At 55.3% G+C, this 12,472-nt stretch carries 17 protein-coding genes; 8 read left to right on the top strand and 9 right to left on the bottom strand.

Features of this window, described 5'->3' with window-relative positions:
- Positions 1-210 precede the first annotated feature (210 nt).
- Positions 211-723, top strand: coding sequence for a GNAT family N-acetyltransferase (locus CQ011_RS03905; protein WP_105674773.1), 513 nt, complete (start codon positions 211-213; stop codon positions 721-723).
- A gap of 14 nt (positions 724-737) precedes the next feature.
- Here CQ011_RS03905 and CQ011_RS03900 read toward each other — a convergent pair whose 3' ends face one another.
- Entirely contained in the window at positions 738-1,127 is a 390-nt protein-coding gene (locus CQ011_RS03900; protein ID WP_105674771.1) for a hypothetical protein, read from the bottom strand.
- 271 nt (positions 1,128-1,398) lie between these two features.
- Between CQ011_RS03900 and CQ011_RS03895 the strand changes: the two genes are divergently transcribed.
- The gene (locus CQ011_RS03895; protein WP_105674769.1) at positions 1,399-1,875 is read left to right on the top strand and encodes an SRPBCC domain-containing protein; all 477 of its coding nucleotides are present in this window, start codon (positions 1,399-1,401) and stop codon (positions 1,873-1,875) included.
- Between the two features lie 6 nt (positions 1,876-1,881).
- On the opposite strand, the gene CQ011_RS03890 is transcribed toward CQ011_RS03895, so the two are convergent.
- From CQ011_RS03890 to CQ011_RS03870, 5 genes are all read right to left on the bottom strand, one after another.
- Entirely contained in the window at positions 1,882-2,211 is a 330-nt protein-coding gene (locus tag CQ011_RS03890; RefSeq protein ID WP_105674767.1) for a YciI family protein, read from the bottom strand.
- A gap of 117 nt (positions 2,212-2,328) precedes the next feature.
- Positions 2,329-2,787, bottom strand: coding sequence for a MarR family winged helix-turn-helix transcriptional regulator (locus tag CQ011_RS03885; protein WP_105674765.1), 459 nt, complete (start codon positions 2,785-2,787; stop codon positions 2,329-2,331).
- A complete protein-coding gene (locus tag CQ011_RS03880) occupies positions 2,771-3,907 on the bottom strand; it encodes an LLM class flavin-dependent oxidoreductase (protein WP_105674763.1) in 1,137 nt (378 codons plus the stop codon). The genes CQ011_RS03885 and CQ011_RS03880 overlap by 17 nt, the downstream gene beginning before the upstream one ends.
- Positions 3,908-4,032: 125 nt before the next feature.
- Positions 4,033-4,695, bottom strand: a complete 663-nt coding sequence (locus CQ011_RS03875; RefSeq protein ID WP_286161079.1) for a response regulator — start codon at positions 4,693-4,695, stop codon at positions 4,033-4,035.
- A gap of 21 nt (positions 4,696-4,716) precedes the next feature.
- Positions 4,717-6,054, bottom strand: coding sequence for a sensor histidine kinase (locus CQ011_RS03870; RefSeq protein WP_181147978.1), 1,338 nt, complete (start codon positions 6,052-6,054; stop codon positions 4,717-4,719).
- A gap of 52 nt (positions 6,055-6,106) precedes the next feature.
- On the opposite strand from CQ011_RS03870, the gene CQ011_RS03865 reads away from it, so the two are divergent.
- From CQ011_RS03865 to CQ011_RS03840, 6 genes are all read left to right on the top strand, one after another.
- Complete coding sequence (locus CQ011_RS03865) at positions 6,107-7,120, top strand: ATP-binding cassette domain-containing protein (protein WP_353616155.1); 1,014 nt, start codon at positions 6,107-6,109, stop codon at positions 7,118-7,120.
- Positions 7,117-7,911: an ABC transporter permease subunit gene (locus tag CQ011_RS03860; protein WP_105674755.1), complete on the top strand. Its 795-nt coding sequence runs from the start codon at positions 7,117-7,119 to the stop codon at positions 7,909-7,911. Before CQ011_RS03865 ends, CQ011_RS03860 begins: the two co-directional genes overlap by 4 nt.
- Before the next feature lie 195 nt (positions 7,912-8,106).
- Positions 8,107-8,544: a hypothetical protein gene (locus CQ011_RS03855; protein WP_105674753.1), complete on the top strand. Its 438-nt coding sequence runs from the start codon at positions 8,107-8,109 to the stop codon at positions 8,542-8,544.
- A 140-nt stretch (positions 8,545-8,684) separates the two neighbouring features.
- A complete protein-coding gene (locus CQ011_RS03850) occupies positions 8,685-9,245 on the top strand; it encodes a DUF305 domain-containing protein (protein ID WP_286161078.1) in 561 nt (186 codons plus the stop codon).
- 34 nt (positions 9,246-9,279) lie between these two features.
- Positions 9,280-9,918, top strand: a complete 639-nt coding sequence (locus CQ011_RS03845; protein ID WP_105674749.1) for a CueP family metal-binding protein — start codon at positions 9,280-9,282, stop codon at positions 9,916-9,918.
- A gap of 165 nt (positions 9,919-10,083) precedes the next feature.
- A complete protein-coding gene (locus tag CQ011_RS03840) occupies positions 10,084-10,806 on the top strand; it encodes a TVP38/TMEM64 family protein (protein WP_286161077.1) in 723 nt (240 codons plus the stop codon).
- A gap of 135 nt (positions 10,807-10,941) precedes the next feature.
- Here the strand turns inward: CQ011_RS03840 and CQ011_RS03835 are convergent, their stop codons facing one another.
- The 3 genes from CQ011_RS03835 to CQ011_RS03825 are packed head-to-tail and all read right to left on the bottom strand — an operon-like array spanning position 10,942 to position 12,300.
- Positions 10,942-11,397, bottom strand: a complete 456-nt coding sequence (locus CQ011_RS03835; protein WP_146112555.1) for a DoxX family protein — start codon at positions 11,395-11,397, stop codon at positions 10,942-10,944.
- Positions 11,390-11,812 carry an organic hydroperoxide resistance protein gene (locus CQ011_RS03830; RefSeq protein WP_105674747.1) on the bottom strand — a complete coding sequence of 141 codons (423 nt, stop codon included), beginning with the start codon at positions 11,810-11,812 and terminating at the stop codon, positions 11,390-11,392. Before CQ011_RS03830 ends, CQ011_RS03835 begins: the two co-directional genes overlap by 8 nt.
- Positions 11,813-11,859: 47 nt before the next feature.
- The gene (locus CQ011_RS03825; protein WP_286161076.1) at positions 11,860-12,300 is read right to left on the bottom strand and encodes a MarR family winged helix-turn-helix transcriptional regulator; all 441 of its coding nucleotides are present in this window, start codon (positions 12,298-12,300) and stop codon (positions 11,860-11,862) included.
- Positions 12,301-12,472: the final 172 nt, after the last annotated feature.

The raw sequence follows: 12,472 nt of genomic DNA, 5'->3' as shown, positions 1-12,472 counted from the left end.
TCCATTCGATCACTATCTAGCATCTTGGGGCAAGAGGGGCGCTGAACGGGTCCGCAACTTTCCTCTCTCGATTGTTTGGCTCTGTTTCGGCGAAATTATATAAATTTACTGGTCGGATGTCGTTTTGAGTCTTGTCTAGTGCAGTGCAAGCATAAAGTCCAGCAAAGAAACGAATCTCCATCTGGACCGTAATTTTGGTAAGTTACCAACATGCAGATCAGGCAAGAAGTCTTCGATGACAGAGCGGGAATCTATGCTGTGACGCATGCGGCGTTCAGCAAAGATGACCATCTGGTTGAACCAATGGAAGTTGGGCTGGTCCAGCAACTCTTTGAATGCGACGGCTATTCACCAACCTTTTCCCTGGTAGCCACGAATGACAAGACGGTCATCGCTCACGTGATTGCCACTTGGGGAACCATTGACGGCAAGCATAAACTTCTGGGCCTGGGTCCACTTGTCGTAGCTCCTGAATTCCAGAGCAAGGGCGCCGGTACCGCATTGATGCAGGCAATTGCCGACCGTGCGGAAAGTGAGCATGTGGCGGGAATCGTATTGCTTGGTGATACCGGATATTACAAACGATTCGGCTACGAGCCAGCTATGGCTCGCGGAATTTTTCCTAGCGAGCCAGCATGGGGAGATAACTTCATGGTTCGAGTCTTCAACGAGCGAGCGCTGCCTACCGGACGCTACCGTTACGCAGCACCTTACGGCTGTTGAGTCATGCGTAGCGGTTAGTCGAAGATTGATAACCACGATAGCGCGAAACCCAACACCCCGGCACCGAGCAAGAACTTTGCCAACATAGAAAAGATCTCCAGCGGCTCCTGCGGATCGCGGCGCATCAGCCTTCGATAAGTTTTAATGTCCACGAGGACTGTTTGCCACCCGTGTTCCATAACGCGTCGTTCAGTGTGGGTCAGTGGACGTTCATGCATTCCATCCGGGGCCATCCAACGGACCGAGGTGACATTTCCTTCGGAGAATACGAAAGCATCAAGATAGACCGCGCTGGCTTTCTTTCGCTTATATTGCTTTGCGAGCAGAAAGCAGAGCAGGCCTAAGCTGAGTCCGACCCAAGCAATGATCTCGCCGATGATCGAAATTGTGTCCAATAGATTCACTGAGGCAACCTTCGAGCAGGCATAGATGGATGTCGCCGCGGCTGTCAGGTTTACAACTGCGCTATTCGGAATCTAACAAGCTTGGTAGCAGTCCCTGACTTTCGACATCCGGAAAACTAAAGTTTGTTGGGTGGCGTAATCGATAGTCAGTGCCCTACCAGGATTTCTACCTCATGATGTTGGTTGGCGGGAAGCAATCGTGTTGCAAACCGAGCTTTCAACTGGCGGCAAAGCATTGACGGTGGTGCGCTCAGGCGGTAGACCATAAAGTATGGATACACCACAGCCTTCTGAACCACTGTCATTCACCGTTTCAGGACATATCTCCAAGACCAGCCACGAAGTGTATGAAGCGGTCGCAGATCCGCAACAGTTGTCCGCATACTTCACTACCGGAGGCGCCAAAGGTCGCTTGGAAACAGGCGCAGAGGTTAGCTGGGATTTTCATGATTTCCCCGGCCGTTTCCCTGTGCAGGTTGTGCAAACGATTCAAGACGAAAGGATTGTGCTGAGGTGGGCCGGGGAAGGAGTGGCGTCAGACGACGGATTAAATACCGTCACCTTCGAATTTGAGTCTGTTGACGGTGGCACACGCACCAAGGTGGAGATCACCGAGGCAGGCTGGCTGCCCACGCCGCAGGGATTAACCGGAGCTTTTGGAAACTGCGAAGGATGGACTGGGATGTTAACTGCTATGAAGATCTGGCTGGAACACGGGATTAACTTACGTGAAGGCTTCTACAAGTAACCACCACTAATCCATAAGGGGCCGGATCTCCACGCTGCCATAGTCTAGATGCGGCATCAGTCGAGCGAATTCCTGTGCCTCATGCTCGACACCAACCTTTATCGCGTGCACCGCAAAAATAATCTCTGCTTCGGTGTCCAAGGCAAGGGTGGAATCTGGGGTGTGCAGGATCCCGCGGTCTTGGAGCGCAAACGACGAGATGAGAACCCCCTCGGCTTTCAACCTCGTATCCAACGCCTCCCACTGGAGCATTTCTTCATCAAAGTCTTCACTCGGCGGTTGTGGGCCGGTGCCTGGACGGTAGCGGTGGATCAGCAGATGTGTTGCCTCGTTCACGACGACTCCTGAAAATCGTGGGGTTGATACGATCGACGATACTTGAACTCGCTGATCTGGCAACACCAAAGGGCTACCAATTCTGTATGAATTGATAACCCTTTTGAAGTGTGGCGTCTATTCCACCGCGTTGTGTAGCTTAGTGCTCAAGCGCTGTAATTCAATGAATTCTTCCTCGCTCATCGCATCACCTAACAACAGGTGTAACTGCTTGACGTGGGCTCGGCCGATATCCCGCTGCATGGACAGACCTGCTTCGGTGAGCTTCAGCCGGCTGGCACGCTGATCGCTTGGATCGGTGCAACGGCTGACCAGCCCGCGCTCTTCGAGGCGGGTGATCATCCGACTCAAACTCGGCTGGGAGATCAGCAGATGCTTATTCAAATCAACTAGCCGAGTCTCATTTTCCGGAGCATGGCGCAGATTGAACAGTACGTCGTACTCGCGCAGTGAGAGCTTCGCGAACTCAGGCATGGTGGTAATCTGCCTCATCACCGCGACCTGCGCTCGAAAGAGTGCCTCCCACGCATCTGTGGTGACCTTGAGTGATGCTTGGGTGTTACTGGTCCCGGTCACTGACTTCTGGCTCCTTAGGGGCGTTGGCTTGCTCAACTACCAGTTTAGCGTTGCGCGCGGCCACTCGTCCGGCGTGAGTTGGAGCTGGCGCGATATCAGGAGCTGCACGCGAGGCCATTTCCTTCTTCAGCTCCGGTAGGACGTACTCGCCGAACATATCCAATTGGTTCAGCACGGTCTTCAGTGGAAGGCCTGCGTGGTCGATGAGGAAGAGCTGGCGCTGGTAGTCGCCGAAGTACTCCTGGAAGCTCAAGGTCTTCTCCAGTACCTGCTGTGGGGAGCCCACAGTTAGGGGAGTCTGTGCGGTGAAGTCTTCCATCGATGGGCCATTGCCATAGACCGGGGCGTTATCGAAGTAGGGGCGGAATTCCTTGACTGCCTGCTGGGAATCCTTAGCCATGTAGAACTGGCCGCCTAGACCAACAACCGCCTGGTGTGCCTTGCCGTGTCCGTAGTGCTCGTAACGCTCACGGTAGAGGTCAATGAGCTGCTTGTAGTGTTCCTTTGGCCAGAAGATGTTGTTGGCAAAGAATCCATCACCGTAGTACGCGGCGATCTCCGCAACCTGTGGGGTGCGGATGGAACCGTGCCAGACGAATGGTGCCACATCATCTAGCGGACGTGGGGTCGAGGTGAAGTTCTGCAGCGGGGTACGGAACTTACCTTCCCAGTTCACTACGTCCTCATCCCAGAGCCTGCGCAGCAGGTTGTAGTTCTCAACCGTCAGGTTGACCGAGTCCTGCATGTTCTTACCGAACCATGGGTAGACCGGGCCGGTGTTACCGCGTCCTAGAACAAGGTCAACACGTCCGCCGGAAAGGTTCTGCAGCATCGCGAAGTCTTCAGCGATCTTCACTGGGTCGTTGGTGGTGATCAAGGTGGTCGCCGTGGAAAGGATGATGCGTTCGGTCTGCGCGGCGATGTAGGCCAGCGTAGTGGTGGGGGAGGACGAGAAGAATGGGCGGTTGTGGTGCTCGCCAATGGCGAAGACATCCATGCCGATGTCTTCGACCTTCTTAGCGATCGCTACCGAAGCGTCGATGCGCTCTTTTTCGGTAGGGATCTTACCGGTGGTTGGATCGCGGGTGATGTCACTGACTGAAAAGACTCCGAATTGCATGTCCACTCCTTGGTGTTGAGGTACCTTTTGCTCTTACCTCTAATTTATATGCGTATGCATGTAATAACAAGTTGACGTGTCAGATATTCCCAAGACATAGATATGGCGTCGGACACGTGGGAATTTTAGGAGGTTACTATTCCAGCCTTGTAGGCAATCAACGCAGCGTCCACGCGGTTACGTGCTTTGAGCTTGAGTAAGACGGCGGTCATATGACCCTTGACCGTCGCCTCGGTGAGCACCAGCCGAGCCGCAATCTCTGCGTTGGTGAAACTTGCCCCAACGAGGGAGAGTACTTCTTGTTCGCGAGGGGTTAGACCTTGGACCAACTCTTTGGCTGCAGCAAGTGACGCGCTATCAATACTGCGTACCTTATCGATGACCCGCCGGGCTATACGCGGGGAAAGTGCTGCGGCTCCCTCGGCTACCGCATGGACCGCACCCAACAGCTCCTCCGGTCCGGAGCTCTTGAGCATGAACCCTGCGGCACCACCGGTCATCGCCCGGTCAATGTAATCTTCCTCGCCAAAGGTGGTCAGGATCAGCACCTTGGCTTCCGGATTTACCTGCAATATGGCTTCCATTGCGCCGAGCCCATCAAGTTGTGGCATACGGATATCCATGAGGATCACGACTGGGTTTAGGCGTTCGACCAACTCTAAGGCGCGCACTCCGTTTTCTGCCTCGCCGATGATGGAAATCTGCTGGTCGCTGGTCAGGATTGCGCGGAGCCCGGCGCGGATCAGCGCATCGTCGTCGACCAGCAAGATTCTGATAGGTGAAGACATCGTCATAGGTGGTTCCTCGGCTTAGCGTGTTGGATAGAGATGGTCGGCGGAAACCAGCGAATCTGCGGTAAAGCAAAGCCGAAACATTTCACTGCCCAGATCCAGCACTCCGGTACGTGCGGCGTAGTAACGGCATTGAGCCTCGGCTGGTGGCGTTGGCTCGTCGATGACGGGCAATGGCTCATCCAGCCCTTTGGCGTGGACAATCTGGTCAACTTCGTCGTGAGTCATGCCGGTTGTTAGGTCTTGGAAATCCGTGGGGTGTAGCGCCGTTGCCCGGTACGTGGCATTTTGAAGTAGCAAAAGACCGGTGGCTATGACCACCATGGCGAGAATCGGCAATAAGATGATGGCCAGGCGACTCCGACGCTTCACCGGTTGTTCGCGGGCAGGTTCGGAGTCACCATGCTTCGGTTGCGCAATCATGGCGATGAGCTCAAATCGTTTTCCGGATTGGTTAACTCGCAGCGAGCCACCTTGCGCTTCAAGAGCCGTACGCAGTGAGGCAAGCCCGGTGGCTCCCGAACGGGTTGTTGGCACCTCTCCCGTCAAAGGATTAGAAATGCGCAGGATAGATGGATTGCTTCGGGCATCTAGAACCATGTCCACAGCGGCGTGAGGTGCGTACTTCGCCGCATTGGTTAGCGCCTCCTGGGCCACCTGATGAAGCAATCTGGCGCCGCCTGTGGCTGGCGGAGAACCCAGACGGGTGAACCTGATGTCCATGCCCTTTGACCTCGTCTGCTCCACGAGCCGGTCAAGATCCATGCCCGCAGGTTCCAAGGGCGCCTGCTCGCCAGCCTCATGCAGAACACCAATGATCTGATGCAGATGCTCTATAGCCTCGTCAGCCTGGCTACGGATCTTGGATGCCTGCTCATGAGCGGGAGTTCCCTTGTCTAAAGAAATCTGCAACCCGCCAGCCTGCAAGGCGAGCAACGCTAGATCATGGCCCAACTGGTCGTGCATTGCCTCAGTAATACGCGCGCGCTCGCGCAGTGCCGCCTGCACCACCACATACCGGCGTTCCTGGGCACGGAAGAGGGATGAATTGCGCCGGCCCCTGCCGATCCACCAAGGCAGAAGCGCGAAGAGCACCACCCCGGTCAGGATATTTAATGCGAAGGTCAACAGGCTCACGGACGCAGAGAAGACAAGCGTGACCGCGGCGGCCAATAGGCCCACACCGAAGGCCAACAGACCATGGGCCAATGAAGCTACATGCCGTCCCGCTAGATAACTGCAGATCGCAGCGACCGGGGCAAGTAGGATCCAGGCTCCGTTGGTAGAGATTGGAACCAGATATGCGCAGAGCGCCAAGGCGACCAGAAGTGCCGGCTGCTTCCACGAGGTAGTCATGTAGAACATGCTACTCAGCGTTGTGCCGAGCGAACACCGACCAAGGTAGGGGATGGCCGCCCCAATAGTGCCGACTATTGGCCGGTGTGCAGGTACCAGCGAATTCTTAGGGTTAGAAGCAGAATCTAAGGAGCACACCATGATCACCCTGGAAGCATTGGCCAAGGACTTCGGAGCCACTCGCGCAGTCAATAACCTGAGCGTGGATATCACGGCGGGAATGGTCACCGGATTCCTCGGACCCAACGGCGCTGGCAAATCCACCACCATGCGCATGATCCTCGGACTAGACACCCCAACAAGCGGGCAGTCGCTCGTCAACGGTGTTCCATACGCAAAGCTGGCCTATCCCTTGCGCACCGTTGGAGCGCACATCTCCGGGACCGCCGGTCATCCGGGGCATACTCCGCGTACCTTCCTCAAAGCCCTGGCGCAGAGCAACCGGATCCCGGTCCGCCGGGCGGAGGAGGCGCTCGCCGAAGTTGGCCTACAATCGGTGGCCACCAAGCGCATTGGAGGATTCTCCCTAGGCATGAGCCAACGCTTAGGGATCGCCGCCGCCTTGCTTGGAGACCCACAGATCCTCATCCTTGACGAACCGATGAACGGGCTGGATGCCGAAGGAATCACCTGGATCAGGCAGCTAATGCGCACACGAGCGGACGCAGGCGGAACCATCTTCGTCTCCAGCCACCTGATGAGCGAGGTGCAACAAGTTGCTGACCATCTGATCCTCATTGGCCGCGGAGAACTCATCACCGAAGCACCCACCCAGGATCTGATCAAAGAATTCACCCAACAGCTCATCACCGTGCGTACCCCACGAGCTACGGCGCTCGCCGGACTGCTGCTGCAACATGGCGCCAAAGTCAGCACCACCGGGGAGGACCGGCTGGAGGTAATCGGCATGCCGCTTGAGCGCATCGGTGCGCTGGCTTTTGACGGCGGAATCGAACTGCATGAACTGAGTATCATTCAAGGCTCGCTGGAAAACGTATACAACCAATTAACACATGACACGGTGGACTACTCCGCCGAACTAACCGGGGGAGTGAGTACAAAATGAGCACGCTAAAGATCAATGAATCCAAGGAAGGAAACTTTGCCGGATCCTTGCTGGCGGCAACTCGTGCCGAAACCACCAAATTCATCGGATTGCGTGCCTTGGTGGGACTTTATGCTTCGGGAATCCTCGTGACCATCGCGCTGGGCTGGCTGCTGGGCGCCAGCGCAAAAGCCAGCGGCGACAACGGGTTCGACACCGCCATGCCGGCCCCGCTGCTAGTATTCGCCACGCTGCAATTCGGGCAGCTGTTCTTTGCTGCGGCCGCTGCCTTGCAGATCACCAATGAGTACTCCAGCGGAACCATCGCTACTACCTTGCAATCGGTACCTCGCCGGGCAATCTTAGTGACCGCGAAAGCTATCTTCCTAGCTACAGTCGGCTTCCTGGCTGGTGTGGTGATGATTCTATTGGCGACCATCCCAACCGCGCTGAGCGCGGAACAGTACGGAGTCTTTGAACTCTCCGATCTGCTTTCTGCCGCATTCGGTGCAGGAGTATATCTAGCACTGCTGAGCCTGATGGTCCTTGGACTCGGCCTGCTGTGCCGAAACTCGGCGGGTGCAATCGTCTCGGCCATTATGTTAATCGTAGGTCTGCCTCAGATCCTGCAACTAATCCCACTCCGCTGGGTTCAGGAATTCACCCAGTATCTGCCCACCAATGCGGCCACCTTTATGGCCACCGGCGCTAGCGAGCCTTACGGCCCGGGGGTGGCGTTCATGGTTTTACTCGCGTGGAGCCTTGTACTACTCGGGGCGGGATATTTCACCTTGAGTCGGCGTGATGCGTAAATCAGAGGCGAAACGAAAGTGGGCGCTATAGCTAGCCGACGCGTTTCAGCATTCCGAAACCATTTTCGTATCCTCAAGCGTTGTTGAGGATTTATACGAGAACGCAACGGCCCTAGAAGAAATCGTTGATGGCGAGTGTGTCATCTTCTCTTAGTCCTTTCGATGTGCTTGCCACGAGTGGGTAACGTAAGGGGCATGAGCACCGCCAACCTCGAGATTTTGGCCAGCGAACGGGAACGTTCCCCGCTGGTTATTATTCGTTTGGTGTTCCTGATTGGCGTATTAGTCCTAGGACTATTTTCGATGCACGTTCTGCATCAGGCCGGCGCAATTTCCACCACGACGCCAGCTACACAATTGACCGTCGCTACAGAGCTGCCTACGCACCATTTATCGGTTGCGGGCATCGGACATGGCTCGGAGCGAGGGTGTGCCGACTGCCCAGCCGGCCATGAAATGGCTGCCGCGGGATGCATTTTAGCGTTGTTGGCCTTCCTACTTTTCTTGCGACCGCCACGGATTCTGGAGACAGCGAAACTAAGGAACTCAAAAGTCAGGTCAGCTTTGAAACTGGCTCGTGGAGTTCTGCCAAATAAGCCGGATCTCACCGCTTTGGGGATCTGTAGAACGTGAGCACCTTGCGGGCGTCCGTAGCCCGCTGTGCCAAGACCTAGGCGCCATCTGATATTGGTGCCATACACGTTCTAAATCACTCCGGAGATTCAATAATGAAGAGACAGACCTTATTTTCTAGCGCCCTCACACTGAGTGCCATGCTCATACTCTCCGGCTGTGTCGGCGAACCGCAAGAGGCGCCGGCACAAAGTCCCTCGGCCTCTGCTTCACACTCGGGCCATTCTATGTCGCAGTCAGTCTCCGCAAACGAGGCAGATATGGCCTTCGCCTTGGGGATGAAAATGCACCACGAACAGGCGATAGAAATGTCCGATATTCTCCTGGAAAAGGAGAGCATTCCTGAAGATATCGCTGCCTTGGCCACACGGATCAAGGCCGCGCAGTCACCGGAGATTGAACACATGGACCGTTGGCTTGCCGAATGGGACATGTCCGAGGCAATGGACCACCCAAGCATGGAGCATGGCGACGGCATGGTCCCGGAAGATGAAATCAAAGCACTCAAAGAGGCTTCCGGAAATCAAGCTGCAAAGTTATTCCTTGAACAGATGATCACCCACCACGAAGGTGCCGTGGATATGGCTGAGACCGAGATCAACGAAGGAAGCTATCCCGCGGCCATCGAATTATCGAAGGGCATCGTCAAATCCCAGAATGAAGAAATCCAAGAGATGAAACAGCTGCTGGCAGCGCTGTAATCAAATTACAAATCAGGATGGAGCGAGACAAGACATGTCCAGAGAACTTGCAAAGAATCGCGGCATTGGCCGACGAATAGTTAGACCAGCAGCCGTAGCACTGGTGGCGCTGGCAGCACTAACTGCCTGCAGCAGTACGACCGATCCGGCTGCCCAGGGTGGGCAGACGGTGGTTGATGCCGAGCATACCGGTGATTTCCTCGCCGAGCTGGGCCTTGAAGGACTCGACGCAAAGCAAGCGATAGACAAGCTTGATAGGTTGTCCGTAGAACAACGGCCTAGTGAATTCACCGCCCAGGTACAGCCATCCCAGCTGGTACTGACCCATCAGTCGGGTCGAACCGCAGGACTGCCGATGCCCGAGGATCAGTACTACCTCTCGGCAGCCCCCTATGTGAATCAGACGCACAGCTGTCATTTCCACAGCCTGACTACCTGTCTGGGGGAGCTGTATGGCGAGGAAGTAAAAGTGAAAGTCAGCAACGCGGAAACCGGTGAGGTGCTGGCGAACAAGTCTATGGGAACCTTTGACAACGGCTTCATTGGGCTCTGGGTTCCACGCGGAATCACCGTGGATCTGGAATTTAGTTATGAAGGTAAAACCGCGAAGAGCACCGTGTCCACAGCAGGGGATACGAATGCCACCTGCTTGACGCAGCTTCGTCTGGTTTAACGGTAGCGACTCACAATGGTTCCGGTATTTGGGGCTGTCTTCAGCATTGACGACAGCCCCAAATACTGGATCGCTTCGCGCAGCAGACTACTTAGGCCCAGCGGGCCAAGCGGTGCTTGATCACAGGAATGCAGTACGGCCAGAGGTTGCCGATAAGCTACAAGAATGGAAAACCAGCAGGCACAGCTGCCCAATGAAGACGAGCCGGAAGTTGCTAGCTCCTTGTGGGGGAATTATGCACGCAACGGCGCGCTGGTTGCAGTTTTCCTGCTAATGATCTGGTTGGCGTTCAACGTCCACCTGCCAACCATTGAAGAGATCAGAAATACGGCGGATGCCACCACCTGGACTACTCGGCTGTTGTTCATCGGAGCCTACGCCTTGGTGGCCTTGACCCCGATTCCGGTGACCATTATGGCGACCGCCGGAGGGCTGCTCTTTGGAATCTTTGAGGGCACCATCTATTCCCTCATCGGGGTAATGCTCGGTAGCTGGGGAGCCTATTGGATTGCCCGGGCACTGGGCCGCCAGACGGTACGCCGGCTTCTAGGTAGGCATGCAGCCACGGTTGAGCAGAAGCTAGAGTCCCGTGGGCTGCTGGCAGTGTTTATGTTGCGTCTGATGCCAGGAATTCCATATTGGCCGGTGAACTACGGCAGTGGAGCCTTCGGAATAACACAACGCGAATATCTCGTTGCCAGCGCGCTCTCGGTAATCCCGGGTCAGTTGTCCTTGGTGGCTATCGGAGCTTTCATCGCAGTGCCTTCGTTCTTCCATGGCGCGGTGATTGTGGTTGCCTGGATCATTGTGGCGGTACTGACGGTCTGGGCTTATCTGCGTTGGCGCCGTCAGGGTAAAGCTGTGATCCTCGAGGCGCCGAACGCCTAGTGTACAAGCTGCCGAATATTGCACTCTGAAATAAGTACTTAACCAAGTTCGCACCACAACCTGTTGGCATGAAGCCATCCAGATTGTGGTGCGAACTTTTCTCTTAGAATCTGCTGCCTAGGCTCTTGTTGGTGACTACTTTTGGCGTCGCAGTTGCGCGCGGTCCCGCCACGCAGCAGTTGACCATAGCACCAACGCAATCAATACCGGTTGGAAGAAGAGCCTGATAAATCGTTTACCATCGGTATCCAGCCCAAATCCATCGCGACTTTCCTGCCATTGGATAAGGTTTCCGGGGAAGACCGCGACGAAAAACAGTGCAACAATCCAGCCGACATGAACTCGCTTCTTGAGCAAGGTCAGTACCGAGAGCCCCAAACCGATCTCCGCAACGCCGGAGAGCACTACGGTCAGATCCGGATCCAACGGGACGAAATGGGGAACTTGGGCTTGGAACTCTTCGCGAGCAAAGGTGAGATGGCTAATTCCTGCAAAGGTCAGAAATGAGCCCAGAACAATGCGCGCGCTATGACGAGCAAATCCAAGGGGCTTGGCCTCAGCTGGGGAATCTAGCGCGCGACTCTTAGTCATCGCTGACGCTGACGGTGACATCGATGTTGCCACGAGTTGCGTTGGAGTATGGGCAGACCTGATGGGCGGCATCTGCCAGTTCTTGAGCTTGTGCATGGTCCATCTCGGGGATGACTACTTCAAGCTCGACGGAGAGTTTAAATCCGCTGTCACCGTCGCGGTGCAAGTGAACACGTCCGCCGACACTGGAGTCTTCAATTTTGATCTTGCGACTGCGGGCCACCGAATGTAGCGCCGAATGGAAGCATGCGGCATAGCCGGCTGCGAAGAGCTGCTCCGGGTTGGTCCCGGTTCCCGAGCCGCCCAATTCAGTTGGCGGAGTGAGATTCAAATCGAGCTTGCCATCGGCGGTCTTCACGCGTCCTTCACGTCCGTGGCCGGTGGATAGTGACTCTGCGGTGTACAAAGATTCCATGATGTTGCCTTTCGGTGTGGTTGAGGGTTGTGCGGTCTTTCCTCGGACTATTTGTCGGGGGAAGAAATCTCTTGCATTGATTCTGTGACCCGGTGCAATGACTTGATCAAGGCTTGCGCGGCCTTGAGGTCCGGAAGTCCGGTACCGCAAGCAATCTGTGCGGGTATATGTGCCAGGTCGTTTTGTAGCGCATGACCGCTAGAGGTCAGGCTGACGTTGACGACACGACTATCTTGCACGTCGCGTTGCCGGACAATAAATTCTTTGTCTTCCAGGCGTCGCAGCAGCGGTGACAAAGTTCCCGAATCAAGTTGTAGTACTTCGCCTATTTCGCGCACCGGCTTTTCACCTTCGGTCCACAAAATGACCAGTACGAGGTACTGGGTATATGTCAGTTTCCACGGTGCTAGCAGCTCCGTATACGCCCGGGTAGTTGCCCGGCTCGCGGAGTAGAGAGCGAAACAGACCATCTCATCAACTATTGCCATGACACAAGCATTGCACACAATTCAATTGTGCACAACTTAAATTGGAAATTGATGATTCAACAACCCCTCAAAACCGGATAGAGCATTAAAAGCGATGAATAGGGGGAGCACCTTGCATCGATGCGTGCGCCCAAAGTAAACGGGTCTGCAACCAGTTCAAAGTGGTTGCAGA

The sequence above is a fragment of the Arthrobacter sp. MYb213 genome (assembly GCF_002979915.1).
Taxonomy (GTDB): Bacteria; Actinomycetota; Actinomycetes; order Actinomycetales; family Micrococcaceae; genus Glutamicibacter.
This window is presented reverse-complemented; position numbering and strand designations above follow the sequence as displayed.

What these genes read in the sequence shown, in the direction of transcription:
- CQ011_RS03840 (WP_286161077.1), top strand. Translation starts at nt 10,084, where the DNA reads ATGGAAAACCAGCAGGCACAGCTGCCCAATGAAGACGAGCCGGAAGTT.
- CQ011_RS03830 (WP_105674747.1), bottom strand. Translation starts at nt 11,812, where the DNA reads ATGGAATCTTTGTACACCGCAGAGTCACTATCCACCGGCCACGGACGT.
- CQ011_RS03855 (WP_105674753.1), top strand. Translation starts at nt 8,107, where the DNA reads ATGAGCACCGCCAACCTCGAGATTTTGGCCAGCGAACGGGAACGTTCC.
- CQ011_RS03895 (WP_105674769.1), top strand. Translation starts at nt 1,399, where the DNA reads ATGGATACACCACAGCCTTCTGAACCACTGTCATTCACCGTTTCAGGA.
- CQ011_RS03875 (WP_286161079.1), bottom strand. Translation starts at nt 4,695, where the DNA reads ATGTCTTCACCTATCAGAATCTTGCTGGTCGACGACGATGCGCTGATC.
- CQ011_RS03860 (WP_105674755.1), top strand. Translation starts at nt 7,117, where the DNA reads ATGAGCACGCTAAAGATCAATGAATCCAAGGAAGGAAACTTTGCCGGA.
- CQ011_RS03835 (WP_146112555.1), bottom strand. Translation starts at nt 11,397, where the DNA reads ATGACTAAGAGTCGCGCGCTAGATTCCCCAGCTGAGGCCAAGCCCCTT.
- CQ011_RS03880 (WP_105674763.1), bottom strand. Translation starts at nt 3,907, where the DNA reads ATGCAATTCGGAGTCTTTTCAGTCAGTGACATCACCCGCGATCCAACC.
- CQ011_RS03850 (WP_286161078.1), top strand. Translation starts at nt 8,685, where the DNA reads ATGCTCATACTCTCCGGCTGTGTCGGCGAACCGCAAGAGGCGCCGGCA.
- CQ011_RS03825 (WP_286161076.1), bottom strand. Translation starts at nt 12,300, where the DNA reads ATGGCAATAGTTGATGAGATGGTCTGTTTCGCTCTCTACTCCGCGAGC.
- CQ011_RS03870 (WP_181147978.1), bottom strand. Translation starts at nt 6,054, where the DNA reads ATGACTACCTCGTGGAAGCAGCCGGCACTTCTGGTCGCCTTGGCGCTC.
- CQ011_RS03905 (WP_105674773.1), top strand. Translation starts at nt 211, where the DNA reads ATGCAGATCAGGCAAGAAGTCTTCGATGACAGAGCGGGAATCTATGCT.
- CQ011_RS03865 (WP_353616155.1), top strand. Translation starts at nt 6,107, where the DNA reads ATGGCCGCCCCAATAGTGCCGACTATTGGCCGGTGTGCAGGTACCAGC.
- CQ011_RS03845 (WP_105674749.1), top strand. Translation starts at nt 9,280, where the DNA reads ATGTCCAGAGAACTTGCAAAGAATCGCGGCATTGGCCGACGAATAGTT.